Annotated in this window: 25 protein-coding genes and 1 pseudogene; all 26 read left to right on the plus strand. The window is 41.9% G+C overall.

Features of this window, described 5'->3' with window-relative positions; all coding sequences use genetic code 11:
- Positions 1-65, plus strand: a pseudogene (locus ACFIML_RS07545) (elongation factor Tu); the annotation flags it as partial.
- Between the two features lie 61 nt (positions 66-126).
- Complete coding sequence (gene rpsJ, locus ACFIML_RS07550) at positions 127-435, plus strand: 30S ribosomal protein S10 (protein ID WP_005773267.1); 309 nt, start codon at positions 127-129, stop codon at positions 433-435.
- Between the two features lie 27 nt (positions 436-462).
- Positions 463-1,200: a 50S ribosomal protein L3 gene (gene rplC, locus ACFIML_RS07555; protein ID WP_375687789.1), complete on the plus strand. Its 738-nt coding sequence runs from the start codon at positions 463-465 to the stop codon at positions 1,198-1,200.
- Between the two features lie 2 nt (positions 1,201-1,202).
- Positions 1,203-1,823: a 50S ribosomal protein L4 gene (rplD, locus tag ACFIML_RS07560; protein ID WP_375606719.1), complete on the plus strand. Its 621-nt coding sequence runs from the start codon at positions 1,203-1,205 to the stop codon at positions 1,821-1,823.
- Entirely contained in the window at positions 1,820-2,113 is a 294-nt protein-coding gene (locus ACFIML_RS07565; protein WP_375606718.1) for a 50S ribosomal protein L23, read from the plus strand. The genes rplD and ACFIML_RS07565 overlap by 4 nt, the downstream gene beginning before the upstream one ends.
- Positions 2,114-2,133: 20 nt before the next feature.
- Entirely contained in the window at positions 2,134-2,967 is an 834-nt protein-coding gene (gene rplB, locus ACFIML_RS07570; protein ID WP_375606717.1) for a 50S ribosomal protein L2, read from the plus strand.
- A 15-nt stretch (positions 2,968-2,982) separates the two neighbouring features.
- Entirely contained in the window at positions 2,983-3,261 is a 279-nt protein-coding gene (gene rpsS / locus ACFIML_RS07575; protein ID WP_004855734.1) for a 30S ribosomal protein S19, read from the plus strand.
- 2 nt (positions 3,262-3,263) lie between these two features.
- Complete coding sequence (gene rplV / locus ACFIML_RS07580; protein ID WP_273791407.1) at positions 3,264-3,653, plus strand: 50S ribosomal protein L22; 390 nt, start codon at positions 3,264-3,266, stop codon at positions 3,651-3,653.
- A complete protein-coding gene (rpsC, locus tag ACFIML_RS07585; protein ID WP_375606716.1) occupies positions 3,653-4,363 on the plus strand; it encodes a 30S ribosomal protein S3 in 711 nt (236 codons plus the stop codon). Before rplV ends, rpsC begins: the two co-directional genes overlap by 1 nt.
- A 36-nt stretch (positions 4,364-4,399) precedes the next feature.
- Entirely contained in the window at positions 4,400-4,813 is a 414-nt protein-coding gene (gene rplP / locus ACFIML_RS07590) for a 50S ribosomal protein L16 (RefSeq protein ID WP_375606715.1), read from the plus strand.
- 12 nt (positions 4,814-4,825) lie between these two features.
- Positions 4,826-5,026: a 50S ribosomal protein L29 gene (rpmC, locus tag ACFIML_RS07595; RefSeq protein ID WP_375606714.1), complete on the plus strand. Its 201-nt coding sequence runs from the start codon at positions 4,826-4,828 to the stop codon at positions 5,024-5,026.
- 11 nt (positions 5,027-5,037) lie between these two features.
- Complete coding sequence (gene rpsQ, locus ACFIML_RS07600) at positions 5,038-5,277, plus strand: 30S ribosomal protein S17 (protein ID WP_012231991.1); 240 nt, start codon at positions 5,038-5,040, stop codon at positions 5,275-5,277.
- 144 nt (positions 5,278-5,421) lie between these two features.
- The gene (gene rplN / locus ACFIML_RS07605; protein WP_004855715.1) at positions 5,422-5,790 is read left to right on the plus strand and encodes a 50S ribosomal protein L14; all 369 of its coding nucleotides are present in this window, start codon (positions 5,422-5,424) and stop codon (positions 5,788-5,790) included.
- A gap of 12 nt (positions 5,791-5,802) precedes the next feature.
- Entirely contained in the window at positions 5,803-6,117 is a 315-nt protein-coding gene (gene rplX, locus ACFIML_RS07610) for a 50S ribosomal protein L24 (RefSeq protein WP_273760562.1), read from the plus strand.
- Positions 6,110-6,667, plus strand: a complete 558-nt coding sequence (gene rplE / locus ACFIML_RS07615; RefSeq protein ID WP_375606713.1) for a 50S ribosomal protein L5 — start codon at positions 6,110-6,112, stop codon at positions 6,665-6,667. The genes rplX and rplE overlap by 8 nt, the downstream gene beginning before the upstream one ends.
- A 24-nt stretch (positions 6,668-6,691) precedes the next feature.
- The gene (gene rpsN / locus ACFIML_RS07620; protein ID WP_375606712.1) at positions 6,692-6,997 is read left to right on the plus strand and encodes a 30S ribosomal protein S14; all 306 of its coding nucleotides are present in this window, start codon (positions 6,692-6,694) and stop codon (positions 6,995-6,997) included.
- Positions 6,998-7,011: 14 nt separating this feature from the next.
- Positions 7,012-7,410: a 30S ribosomal protein S8 gene (rpsH, locus tag ACFIML_RS07625; RefSeq protein WP_375606711.1), complete on the plus strand. Its 399-nt coding sequence runs from the start codon at positions 7,012-7,014 to the stop codon at positions 7,408-7,410.
- A gap of 39 nt (positions 7,411-7,449) precedes the next feature.
- A complete protein-coding gene (rplF, locus tag ACFIML_RS07630) occupies positions 7,450-7,983 on the plus strand; it encodes a 50S ribosomal protein L6 (RefSeq protein ID WP_273791413.1) in 534 nt (177 codons plus the stop codon).
- A gap of 12 nt (positions 7,984-7,995) precedes the next feature.
- Entirely contained in the window at positions 7,996-8,358 is a 363-nt protein-coding gene (gene rplR / locus ACFIML_RS07635) for a 50S ribosomal protein L18 (protein ID WP_375606710.1), read from the plus strand.
- A 111-nt stretch (positions 8,359-8,469) separates the two neighbouring features.
- The gene (gene rpsE, locus ACFIML_RS07640) at positions 8,470-9,018 is read left to right on the plus strand and encodes a 30S ribosomal protein S5 (protein ID WP_005773287.1); all 549 of its coding nucleotides are present in this window, start codon (positions 8,470-8,472) and stop codon (positions 9,016-9,018) included.
- A 31-nt stretch (positions 9,019-9,049) separates the two neighbouring features.
- On the plus strand, positions 9,050-9,256 hold the full coding sequence (gene rpmD / locus ACFIML_RS07645; RefSeq protein WP_375606709.1) for a 50S ribosomal protein L30: 207 nt from the start codon (positions 9,050-9,052) through the stop codon (positions 9,254-9,256).
- Between the two features lie 21 nt (positions 9,257-9,277).
- The gene (gene rplO, locus ACFIML_RS07650; protein ID WP_375606708.1) at positions 9,278-9,745 is read left to right on the plus strand and encodes a 50S ribosomal protein L15; all 468 of its coding nucleotides are present in this window, start codon (positions 9,278-9,280) and stop codon (positions 9,743-9,745) included.
- A 162-nt stretch (positions 9,746-9,907) separates the two neighbouring features.
- Positions 9,908-11,254, plus strand: a complete 1,347-nt coding sequence (secY, locus tag ACFIML_RS07655) for a preprotein translocase subunit SecY (protein ID WP_375606731.1) — start codon at positions 9,908-9,910, stop codon at positions 11,252-11,254.
- On the plus strand, positions 11,251-11,829 hold the full coding sequence (locus ACFIML_RS07660; RefSeq protein WP_375606707.1) for an adenylate kinase: 579 nt from the start codon (positions 11,251-11,253) through the stop codon (positions 11,827-11,829). The genes secY and ACFIML_RS07660 overlap by 4 nt, the downstream gene beginning before the upstream one ends.
- A 180-nt stretch (positions 11,830-12,009) precedes the next feature.
- Positions 12,010-12,378 carry a 30S ribosomal protein S13 gene (gene rpsM, locus ACFIML_RS07665; protein ID WP_026500557.1) on the plus strand — a complete coding sequence of 123 codons (369 nt, stop codon included), beginning with the start codon at positions 12,010-12,012 and terminating at the stop codon, positions 12,376-12,378.
- Positions 12,379-12,491: 113 nt separating this feature from the next.
- Positions 12,492-12,881: a 30S ribosomal protein S11 gene (gene rpsK / locus ACFIML_RS07670; RefSeq protein WP_007347762.1), complete on the plus strand. Its 390-nt coding sequence runs from the start codon at positions 12,492-12,494 to the stop codon at positions 12,879-12,881.
- Positions 12,882-12,915 lie beyond the last annotated feature (34 nt).

The raw sequence follows: 12,915 nt of genomic DNA on the forward strand, positions 1-12,915 counted from the left end.
GTTTTGCTATTCGTGAAGGTGGTCGTACTGTTGGTGCCGGTATCGTCTCTAAGATCATTGAATAAATAATGCTTGTTGAGTGCTTTGATTATTGAAGGCACTTTGTATAACAGGGAAATAAAGAGCATGAACAGTCAGAATATTCGCATTCGCTTGAAAGCGTTTGATCATAGAATTCTTGATACGTCGACGCGTGAGATCGTATCGACTGCTAAACGTACCGGTGCAAATGTCCGTGGTCCCATTCCGCTTCCTACGCGGATTGAGAAGTTTACGGTCAATCGTGGACCGCATATCGATAAGAAAAGTCGTGAGCAGTTTGAGATGCGAACACATAAGCGTCTTCTTGATATTGTTGATCCAACGCCGCAAACAGTGGATGCGCTTATGAAGCTCGATCTTTCTGCTGGTGTGGATGTAGAAATTAAGCTCTGAGGTTTGAGGACAGAAGGAACAGACCCGATGCGTTCAGGTGTAATAGCACAGAAGCTGGGCATGACCCGTATTTATAATGATGCTGGTGAGCATGTGCCGGTGACGGTACTTCGTTTGGAGAATTGTCAAGTCGTTGCTCAGCGTACAGTTGAAAAGAATGGTTATACTGCTGTTCAATTAGGTGTAGGCTTTGCTAAGGTTAAGAATACTTCACAAGCTCTTCGTGGACATTTTGCTAAGGCTTCTGTTGAGCCTAAAGCCAAAATAGCAGAGTTTCGTGTGAGTCCCGACAATCTTCTTGATGTTGGTACTGAGATTACAGTGGAACATTTTGTTCCAGGACAAAGAGTTGATGTGACTGGTACCAGTATTGGTAAGGGGTTTGCTGGTGTTATGAAGCGACATAACTTTGGTGGACATCGTGCTTCTCATGGTAATTCTATCACACATCGTGCTCATGGTTCTACAGGGCAGTGCCAAGATCCTGGTAAAGTTTTTAAAGGCAAAAAAATGGCTGGCCATATGGGGCAAGTGCGTGTAACAACACAGAATATTGAAGTTGTTTCCACTGATAGTGAGCGTGGTTTAATTTTAGTGCGTGGTGCTGTTTCTGGTTCTAAAGGTTCTTGGATTTTGATACGGGATGCTGTGAAGAAGCGTCTTCCTGATAATGTTCCAAAGCCTGCTGGTATTCGCCGTCTTGTGAAGGAGAAAGCGGAAATGGTTACTCCGGTGACGGAAACCTCTGAAGTTGAGGGAGCCTAATAATGGATCTTGTAATTAAAACTCTTGATGGTAATGAAGCTGGCAAATTAAAGGTTTCTGAAGCTATTTTTGATCTTGTTCCGCGTGAGGATATTTTGCAACGTGTTGTTCGTTGGCAGCTTGCACGTCGTCAGCAGGGAAGTCATCAATCCCAAGGTCGTTCTGATGTGTCGCGAACAGGGGCAAAAATGTTTAAACAGAAAGGAACTGGGCGTGCTCGACATTCATCTGCACGTGCACCGCAGTTTAGAGGTGGGGGTAAGGCACATGGACCAGTGGTTCGTAGCCATGCGCATGATCTTCCTAAAAAAATTCGTGCTCTTGGATTGCGTTTTGCGTTATCTGCGAAATTAAAAGCAAAAGATTTAATTATTGTGGATGAGTTGACTGTTAAGGATGCTAAAACGAAAATGCTTGTTTCTCATTTTTCTAAGCTTGGATTTAATAACGCTCTCTTGATTGGTGGTAAGGAGATTGATATTAACTTTTTTCGTGCAGCCTCTAATATCCCTAATGTTGACATTTTGCCTATTCAGGGAATTAATGTTTATGATATTTTGCGTCGCAGCAAACTTGTTTTATCAAAAGCAGCTGTTGAGGCTCTTGAGGAGCGTTTTAAATGACAGATCTTCGCCATTATGATATAATTATTAGTCCAGTTATTACTGAAAAGGCGACTATGATTTCTGAATACAATCAAGTTGCTTTTAATGTCGCGCCGAAAGCGACGAAGCCTGAGATTAAGGCTGCTGTTGAAGCGCTTTTTAGCGTAAAAGTTAAAGCAGTTAACACGATAGTCCGTAAGGGTAAAGTGAAGCGTTTCAAAGGTATAGTTGGTCGGCAGAGTGATGTCAAAAAAGCGATCGTAACTCTGGCCAGTGGTCAGACTATCGACGTTTCGACAGGTCTTTAAGAGGCTCGGAGATAGGAATAATGGCACTTAAGCAGTTTAATCCAACGACACCTGGGCAGCGTCAGCTTGTTATTGTGGAACGTTCTTGCCTTTATAAGGGAAAACCTGTAAAGATGTTAACTGAAGGTTTGTCTTCAAAGGGTGGGCGTAATAATCGCGGTCGTGTTACTGCTCGTTTTCAGGGTGGTGGACATAAACGTAGTTATCGGTTTGTCGACTTTAAGCGTCTTAAACGTGATGTTTCAGCAAAGGTTGAGCGTTTAGAGTATGATCCTAATCGTACCGCTTTTATTGCTTTAATCCGTTATGAGGATGGGCAATTGAGTTATATTCTTGCACCACAGCGTCTTGGTGTTGGTGATTCTGTTATGGCTGGTTTAAATGTAGATGTTAAGCCGGGTAATGCTATGCCTCTTGCTAGTATGCCTGTAGGTACAATTATTCATAATGTTGAGATGAAGCCAGGAAAAGGCGGACAGATTGCACGTTCAGCAGGTGCTTATGCGCAGTTGGTTGGACGAGATCATGGTATGGCTATTCTTCGTTTAAATTCTGGTGAACAGCGTTTGGTTCCCAGTAGCTGTTTTGCAACTGTTGGCGCTGTTTCAAATCCTGATCATGGGAATATTAATGATGGTAAAGCAGGTCGGTCACGTTGGCGTGGTAAGCGTCCACATGTTCGCGGTGTTGCTATGAACCCCGTTGATCATCCACACGGTGGCGGTGAAGGTCGTACATCAGGGGGGCGCCATCCAGTATCTCCTTGGGGTAAACCTACGAAAGGTAAGCGTACGCGCTCTAATAAAGCCACTGATAAGTTTATTATGCGTACGCGTCATCAACGCAAGAAATGAGAAAGGTAGTCTGAAGTGGTTCGTTCAGTTTGGAAAGGTCCGTTTGTTGACGGCTATCTTCTTGGTAAAGCAGAGAAGGTACGTGCAAGTGGGCGCAATGAAGTTATAAAAATATGGAGTCGTCGCTCTACTATTTTGCCGCAATTTGTTGGTTTAACTTTTGGTGTTTACAACGGTAATAAGCACATTCCTGTTTCTGTTTCTGAAGAGATGGTTGGGCATAAGTTTGGTGAGTTCGCTCCTACCCGGACTTATTATGGTCATGGTGCCGATAAAAAAGCAAAGAGGAAGTAGGAATGGGAAAAGCTAAAGTTTCGCGCCAACTTAAAGATAATGAAGCAAGAGCTGTCACACGGACAATTCGTGTTAGTCCGCAGAAACTTAATTTAGTTGCTGCAATGATTCGTGGTAAAAGAGTTAATGTCGCACTCGCTGATTTGATGTTTTCACGCAAGCGTATTGCTGCTACTGTGAAAAAAACGCTTGAATCAGCAATTGCAAATGCAGAGAATAACCACGATCTTGATATTGATTCGCTTGTTGTGGCGGAAGCTTATGTTGGTAAGTCGATAGTGATGAAGCGCTTTCATGTTCGTGGTCGAGGGCGTGCGAGTAGAATTGAACGTCCATTTTCGCATCTTACTGTTATTGTTCGTGAAGTTACCGAAAAAGTGGAGGCCGCGTAATGGGTCAGAAGATCAATCCAATAGGACTTCGTCTTGGTGTTAATCGGACTTGGGACTCTCGTTGGTATGCTGATAGTGGTGAATATGGACGTCTTCTTCATGAAGATTTGAAAATTCGTTCGTATGTGCTTGAGGAGCTTAAACAGGCGGCTATTTCTAAGGTCGTTATTGAGCGTCCCCATAAAAAGTGTCGTATTACGATTCATTCTGCACGTCCTGGTTTGATTATTGGTAAAAAAGGTGCTGATATCGAAAAGCTTCGTCATAAACTCTCAGAAATGACGGATGCTGAAACTTCATTGAATATTGTGGAGATTCGTAAACCGGAGATTGATGCGACAATTATTGCGCAATCAATTGCTCAACAGTTAGAGCGTCGTGTTGCTTTTCGTCGTGCAATGAAGCGTGCTGTTCAGTCTGCTATGCGTCTTGGTGCGGAAGGTATTCGTATCAATTGTTCTGGCCGTCTTGGTGGTGCTGAAATTGCTCGTATGGAATGGTATCGTGAAGGTCGTGTTCCACTTCATACCTTGCGTTCTGATGTTGATTACGGTACAGCAGAAGCTAAGACCGCTTATGGTATTTGTGGTATTAAAGTTTGGGTCTTTAAGGGTGAGATTCTTGAGCATGATCCGATGGCTTCAGAACGTCGTGCTACGGAAGTTGATCAATCTGGTTCTTCATCGAATCGTCGCCGCGAAAATGCTTAGTTTTTGAGATTGAACTAAATTTTGGAGTAGAGAACAATGTTGCAGCCAAAGCGCACAAAGTTCCGTAAACAGTTCAAAGGCCGTATTCACGGTTTTTCGAAGGGTGGTACGGATTTGAATTTCGGTGCCTACGGTTTGAAGGCTGTTGAGCCGGAGCGGGTTACTGCTCGTCAAATTGAAGCGGCGCGTCGTGCGATTACACGTTATATGAAGCGTTCTGGTCGTGTGTGGATTCGCATTTTTCCAGATCTTCCGGTTACATCTAAACCGACTGAAGTTCGTATGGGTAAAGGTAAGGGAAGTGTTGATTATTGGGCTGCACGTGTTGCTCCTGGGCGCGTCATGTTTGAGCTTGATGGCGTTCCGGAGGATGTTGCACGTGAAGCACTAAGATTGGGTGCTGCAAAGTTGCCTATAAAAACGCGTTTCATCCAGCGTATTGCTGAATAATGAGGTTAAGCGATGAGAGCCACAGAATTACGGGCGCAAACGCTCGACCAAATGAAAGATGAATTGGCTAAGTTAAAGAAAGAGCAATTTAATTTGCGTTTTCAAAAAGCAACAGGTCAATTAGAAAAGACTGCGCGCGTTAGACAAGTTCGTCGTGATATTGCGCGTATTAAAACTTTTCTTCGTCAAAAGATAAGTGAAAGTAAGGTTTAAGGAAATAAGAGATGCCTAAACGCGTTTTGCAGGGTGTTGTTATTAGCGACAAAAGTGATAAGACTGTTGTTGTCAAAGTTGAACGCCGTTACTCTCATCCGCTTCTTAAGAAGACTGTTCGGCAGTCTAAAAATTATAAAGCGCATGACGAAAACAACCAATTCAAGATTGGGGATCAAGTTTCTATTCAAGAATCTAGACCAATTTCGAAAGATAAATGTTGGATTGTTGTAAAAGACAATGTAGCGTAATGAGTTAAGCTTATTGTTTTAGAATTTAACAGTGTGGTTATCATTGATAAATTTGAAGGCGATAACTTTATCGTTATTTGGCAGGCAAATCCGAGTGTGTAAAAGATACAATCGGATATATGTGTTAAGAGAAGGTGGCCAGTCATGATTCAGATGCAAACAAACCTCGACGTTGCTGATAATTCTGGAGCGCGTCGTGTCATGTGCATCAAAGTGTTAGGCGGTTCAAAGCGGAAATATGCTTCGGTCGGTGACATTATTGTTGTTTCGGTTAAGGATGCAATTCCTCGTGGCCGTGTTAAAAAAGGTGATGTTATGAAAGCTGTTGTGGTTCGTACTGCTAAGGATATTCGTCGCGCAGATGGTAGTGTCATTCGTTTTGATAGTAATGCTGCGGTTTTAGTGGATAATAAAAAAGAGCCGATCGGTACGCGTATTTTTGGACCTGTTCCTCGTGAATTGCGTGGTAGGAATCATATGAAGATCATCTCTCTCGCTCCTGAAGTGCTGTAAGGAGTAGATGTTATGCAGAAGATTCGAAAAGGTGATAAAGTTGTTGTTTTATCCGGTAAGGATAAAGGATGTAGTGGTGAAGTAATTAAGGTTAATCCGAAAGATAATAAGGCTTTTGTTCGTGGGGTTAATATGATTAAACGTCATCAACGTCAAACGCAGAAGCAAGAGGCTGGAATTATTTCTAAGGAAGCTCCAATTCATCTGTCTAATTTGGCGATTGCTGATCCTAAAGATGGTAAGCCTACACGTGTGGGTTTTCGTATGAATGCAGATGGTAATAAAGTGCGTTTTGCCAAGCGTTCGGGAGAGTTGATTAATGGCTGAGGAAAGACAAATACCGCGTATGAAAGCGCATTATTTTGAAGTGATCCGTAAAACACTTCAAGAAAAGTTTAATTACAAAAATGCGATGCAAATTCCGCGGATTGATAAAATTGTGATAAATATGGGGATAGGTGAAGCGACTGCTGATTCGAAAAAGCCTTCCCTTGCTGCTGAGGATTTAGGACTTATAACAGGACAGAAGGCCGTTATTACGCGTGCACGTAATTCTATTGCAACCTTTAAGGTTCGTGAAGGAATGCCTCTTGGGGCTAAAGTTACATTGCGTAAAGATCGTATGTTTGAGTTTTTAGATCGTCTTGTTACGATTGCTCTTCCGCGGGTTCGTGACTTTCGTGGTTTAAATCCAAAAAGCTTTGATGGTCGTGGCAATTTTGCTATGGGTATTAAAGAACACATTGTGTTTCCAGAAATTAACTATGATAAAGTTGATCAAATTTGGGGCATGGATATTATCGTTTGTACGACAGCAAAAACGGATGATGAAGCTCGTGAACTATTGCGTGCTTTTAATTTTCCTTTTCGTTCGTAACGGCAAACGTAGCGAGGTGAAATTATGGCCAAAGTAAGTGCCGTTGAAAAAAATAAACGTCGTGAGGTGATGGTGAAGCGTTATGCTGCACGTCGTGCACGTTTGAAAGCAATAGTGATGGATCAGAAGGTTTCTCTTGAAGAACGCTTTAAAGCTTCCGTTCAATTAGCAGAATTGCCACGTAATTCTGCAAAAGTTCGTGTTCGTAATCGCTGTGAGGTTTCAGGTCGTCCACGGGCTTATTACCGTAAGTTAAAAATGTCGCGAATTGCATTGCGTGAACTTGGCTCTGTAGGCCATATCCCTGGTATTGTAAAGTCTAGTTGGTAAGAGGAGATTATTCAATGTCTATGTCAGATCCTCTTGGTGATATGTTAACACGTATTCGTAATGCACTTGGTCGTAAAAAAGGCAAAGTGGTTACTCCGGCTTCGAAGCTTCGTGCACACGTTCTTGATGTTTTGCAGTCAGAAGGTTATATTCGGGGATATAATCGCGTTGATTTAGGTGATGGAAAAGCTGAAATTGAAATCGAGTTGAAGTATTTTGAAGGGTTGGCTGCTATTCGTGAGATTTCACGTGTGTCAAAGCCAGGTCGTCGTGTGTATGTTTCCGCTAAGTCGCTTCCGCAGGTGGCAAATGGTTTAGGTATTTCGATTTTATCGACTCCTAAAGGCGTTATGGCGGATCATGAAGCGCGTGAACAGAATGTTGGTGGAGAACTCCTTTGTCGTGTTTTCTAAGTTATGTCAAGAAAACGGAAGAAAAAGTAGGTTAGAACAATGTCTCGTATTGGAAAGAAACCCATTTCAATTCCTTCTGGAGTTACTGCTACTGTTGAAGGTCAGCTGGTTAAGGCAAAAGGTCCAAAAGGTGAGCTGAGTTACGTCGTCAATGATGAAGTCTTGGTCAAACTTGAGGAAAATATCATATCAGTTATGCCGCGGGATCAGTCAAAAGACGCGCGTTCTAAATGGGGTATGTCGCGCTCAATGATTGAGAACATTTTTTGTGGTGTGAAAGATGGTTTTGAAAAGAGATTGGAGATTAATGGGGTTGGTTATCGTGCTGCTTTGCAGGGTAAGGATGTCCAACTATCTCTGGGCTTCTCACATGATGTGGTTTATAAAGTTCCGTCGGGTGTGACTGTGACTGTTCCTAAGCCAACGGAAATTGTTGTTTCTGGAATTGATAAACAGCAAGTTGGACAAGTTGCAGCGGAGATTCGTGAGTATCGTAGGCCTGAGCCTTATAAAGGTAAAGGTGTTAAGCATGCAGATGAACGTATCTTCCGTAAAGAAGGTAAAAAGAAATAAGGATTTTGTATTATGGTTTCATCTAAGGACATTATCCAACGTCGTGCGAGGCGTGTTCGTCGTAGAATTAAAATGGTTTCTCATGATCGTCCTCGGCTTAGTGTTTATCGTTCAAATCAGAACATTTATGCTCAAGTTATCGATGACTTGCGGGGATGTACACTTGTTTCAGCCTCTACTCTTGAAAGTGATTTGAAAAAATCGTTAAAGAGTGGTGCTAATAAAGAAGCCGCTTTCGCTATTGGTAAGTTAATTGCTGAACGTGCGAAGCAAGTTGGTGTAAGTGACGTGGTTTTTGATCGTGGAGCCTATGTGTACCATGGTCGTGTCAAGGCTTTGGCTGAAGCTGCTCGTGAAGGTGGTTTGAATTTCTAAATTTTCCTCTTTATGAATGTGTAAGGAGAGTTTAGAGTGTTTCGTTTAGGTTCTTCTGGTTTGATGAGGAGCTTTATTATCGTGCTTCCGGAAAAGAAAAAGGAATGAGGAATGGCACAAAAAGAACGTGGTGAGAGAGAAGAACGCGATAATGAATTTGTCGATAGGCTTGTTCATATAAATCGTGTTGCTAAAGTTGTAAAGGGTGGTCGGCGTTTTGGTTTTGCCGCTCTTGTTGTTGTTGGGGATCAAAAAGGGCGTGTGGGTTTTGGTCATGGTAAAGCTCGTGAAGTTCCGGAAGCTGTTCGTAAAGCAACGGAATCTGCAAAGCGTGGGATGATTTATGTTCCGCTTCGGTCTGGACGCACATTGCATCATGATCTTGAAGGTCGTCACGGAGCAGGGCGTGTTTTATTGCGTTCAGCTTCTGCGGGTACTGGGATTATTGCTGGGGGGCCGATGCGGGCTATTTTTGAAGCTCTTGGTATGCAGGATGTTGTTGCAAAATCATTAGGATCTTCGAACCCTTATAACATGGTTCGTGCAACATTTGATGCATTGAAACATCAAATGCATCCTCGAGATATTGCTGCTCAGCGCGGTATAAAATACTCAACTTTGCAGGCGCGTCGTCGCCATTTAGTTGATGTAGAAGGGTAGTTTCTGAGATTATCAGAAAAGGAATTAGGAAATGGTTCAAAAAAAATCTCAGAGTGGTAAAACTGTGATGGTAGAGCAAATTGGAAGCCCTATTCGAAAATCACAGATTCAGCGTGCAACCTTAAAAGGGCTTGGATTAAATAAGATGCGTCGGCGGCGTGTTTTAGAAGATACACTTTGTGTACGGGGTATGATTGCTCAGGTTCGGCATCTTGTTCGCGTTATAGATGAAGATTAAGGGTTGCAGGAGTATTTAGATATGAAACTCAATGAACTGCGTGATTGCGAAGGCGCAACAAAAAATCGTAAGCGTGTTGGACGAGGTATTGGCTCGGGTATTGGTAAGACTGGTGGTCGCGGTGTCAAAGGACAAAGGTCACGTTCTGGTGTTTCCCTTAATGGTTTTGAAGGTGGGCAAATGCCTATCTATCGTCGTTTACCGAAACGTGGATTTAAGAATTTCTTCGCCAAAACCTATAATGAAGTTTCTTTGGGACGTATTCAGTCAGCCGTTGATGCAGGAAAGTTGGATATTGAAAAGCCTGTTGATATGATTGCTTTGAAAGAGGCTGGTATTATTCGTCGTAAAAAGGACGGGGTTCGTCTTCTTTCTGATGGTGATTTGAAAGCTAAGATTATCTTTCATGTTTCTGGAGCTTCAGAAGCTACTCGTGTTAAAGTTGAAAAAGTGGGTGGTCAGATTATTTTTCCTGATGTTGTTCAATAATTTTTTTGATATGAGTAGAGATCTGAAGAAGGGTTATATATATTCTGCAAAATGTTTTGTGTGGAATTTTTTAAGTTCCGCATTTATTCTTGTATAAAGATATGAGTTTTAGGGTTATACTTCTGTGATTTAAAGAACTGGAGTGTGAAGTGGAGACGTTTTATGGCATCAGCAGCAGAGCAATTTGCTTCCAATATAAACTTCGGTACCTTTTCGCGTGCAACTGAATTAAAGAAACGCATCTGGTTTACTCTGGCGGCACTTCTTGTCTATCGTTTTGGCACTTATATCTCTCTTCCAGGTATTAATATTGATGCTTTACGGCAAACCTTTGAACATCATGCATCAGGTGTATTAGGACTCTTTAATATGTTTGCAGGAGGTGCTGTTGGGCGTATGGCGATTTTTGCGCTGGGTATCATGCCTTATATCTCAGCATCTATTATTGTACAGTTGTTAACATCTATTATTCCTTCTTTGGAGACTCTTAAAAAAGAAGGGGAATTAGGTCGTAAGGTTATTAATCAGTATACGCGTTATGTAACAGTTGTATTGGCAATTCTACAAGCTTTCGGTATCGCGGTTGCGCTTGAAAGCGGTATAGGGACAGGGCTTCAAATTGTTTTAGAACCAGGTCTGATGTTTCGTATCTCTTCTGTTATTACACTTGTTGGTGGGACAATGTTTCTCATGTGGCTTGGCGAGCAAATTACGTCACGCGGTGTTGGTAATGGGGTTTCTCTCATCATTTTTACAGGAATTGTAGCTAACTTTCCTTCTACTTTTGCTCAGCTTTTAACAGCTCATAGCCAAGCTGATTTATCAACTTTTCTTTTAATAGGGATCGTCCTTATTGCTATTTTGGTTATCGGACTTATTGTTTTTATAGAGCGTGCGCAACGGCGAATTCTTATTCAGTACCCGAAGCGTCAGGTTGGTAATCAAATGTTTCAAGGCGATATGTCGCATCTTCCTTTAAAGTTGAATACTGCTGGTGTTATTCCACCTATTTTTGCTTCATCTTTATTGTTATTACCAGCTACTATTAATAACTTTTCTGATAAAATGCCACAATGGGTTCAGGCTATTTCTTATTCTCTTGGTCATGGACAGCCACTTTATATGATCGTTTATGCATTTTTAATGGCGTTTTTCTGCTTTTTTTATACGGCGATAGTGTTTAATCCAAGTGATACTGCAGATCAGTTGAAAAAACATTCTGGTTTTATTCCAGGGATTCGTCCAGGTGAACGCACAGCCCAATATATTGATTACGTTTTGACACGTATTACTGTTGTGGGGGCACTTTATATCATCTTGGTTTGTTTGTTGCCTGAATTTATGATATCTGCATTACAGGTACCTTTTTATCTTGGGGGGACGTCCTTGTTGATTGTTGTTACTGTCACACTTGATACAGTTGCTCAAATTCAGGGATACCTTGTTGCTCACCAATATGAAGGGTTGATAAAAAAATCAAAACTTCGTGGAGGTAGAAGGAATCGATGAGGGTTATTCTTTTAGGTCCTCCTGGAGCGGGGAAAGGAACACAAGCAAAAATGTTGACTGAGGAATACAACATTCCTCATTTATCAACAGGGGATATGTTGCGTGAGGTGATTGCCAAAGAAACGGATACTGGTAAAAAAGCTAAAGCTATTATAAGTTCTGGTGCTTTGGTTCCTGATAGTATTGTTAATCAAATCGTATCAGATCGGATTGATGGAGCTGATTGTGTAAACGGTTTTGTTTTGGATGGATATCCGCGAACTGTGGGGCAAGCAGAAGCGTTGCAACAGATACTCGATTCAAAAAATATGCAGCTTAATGCTGTTGTTGAGTTGTGTGTTGATGAAGACGTGTTGATTGAACGTATGAAGAAGCGCGTTGAGGAAACAATAGCGGTTGGTGGACAGGTTCGTTTAGATGACAATCCTGTTGCTTTTGCAAAAAGATTAGTAGAATATCGTGAAAAAACGGCTCCCTTATCAAAATTTTATTCAGAGAGGGGAATGTTGAAGGTTATTGATGGAATGATTGGTGTTGCTGAAGTGACACGTATGATTAGAGGGTTTCTTTCATGAGATTTTTTTTAGAAATAAATGAAAAGAGTTGACTTTTGAGATGAAATCTATCAAAAGTGAATTTAATTTATTTTAGTGAAATAATAGGATTCGGAAGAATTTTTTTCTGAGTCTATTTTTTTCTGTAAGGTATATCAGGTATTTTATAACAATTTGTCAACATAACTAAGGAGAGTAGGCGTGGCTCGTATCGCTGGCGTCAATATCCCGACAAATAAGCGTGTAATTATTGCGCTTCAATATATCCACGGGATTGGACCAAAATTTGCTCAAGAAATTATTGAAAGAGTTGGCATTCCTTTGGGGCGTCGTGTGCATGAGCTTTCAGATGCTGAGGTGCTGCAGATTCGTGAGGCGATAGATCAGGGCTATCAAGTTGAAGGTGATCTTCGTCGTGAAGTGGCTATGAATGTTAAGCGTTTGATGGACCTTGGTTGTTATCGTGGATTGCGGCATCGTCGATCTTTGCCTGTCCGAGGACAGCGTACGCATACGAATGCTCGTACGCGTAAGGGGCCTGCTAAGGCAATTGCCGGTAAGAAGAAATAAGGGCCTTTGTGGAAGGTTTTTATATATTCTTTTTCTTGTTTGATTTGTTTGGCAAGGAAAAAAGGTGGAGCTGCTGATGTTACGGCAGTGATGAGATCGTTGAAAGGGAAATTATGGCCAAGGAAGCCACACGTGTTCGTCGTCGCGAACGTAAAAATATTTCATCGGGTGTTGTGCATATTAATTCAACATTTAATAATACAATGATTACTATTACTGATGCTCAGGGTAATGCAATTGCTTGGTCATCTGCGGGAGCTCAGGGGTTTAAAGGTGCGCGTAAATCGACACCTTTTGCTGCTCAAGTTGCTGCGGAGGATTGTGCAAGAAAAGCGCAAGAGCATGGTATGCGTTCTTTGGAAGTTGAAGTTTGTGGACCTGGATCAGGGCGTGAATCTGCTCTACGTGCATTGCAATCTGTTGGTTTTGTCATTACTTCTATTCGCGATGTAACACCAATTCCTCATAATGGATGTCGTCCGCGGAAAAGGCGGCGTGTTTAATTGGGTGTTGTTTTTTGTTGTCGGAGATTTCTCT

The organism is Bartonella sp. AC62GZZY (assembly GCF_042196525.1).
Lineage (GTDB): Bacteria > Pseudomonadota > Alphaproteobacteria > Rhizobiales > Rhizobiaceae > Bartonella.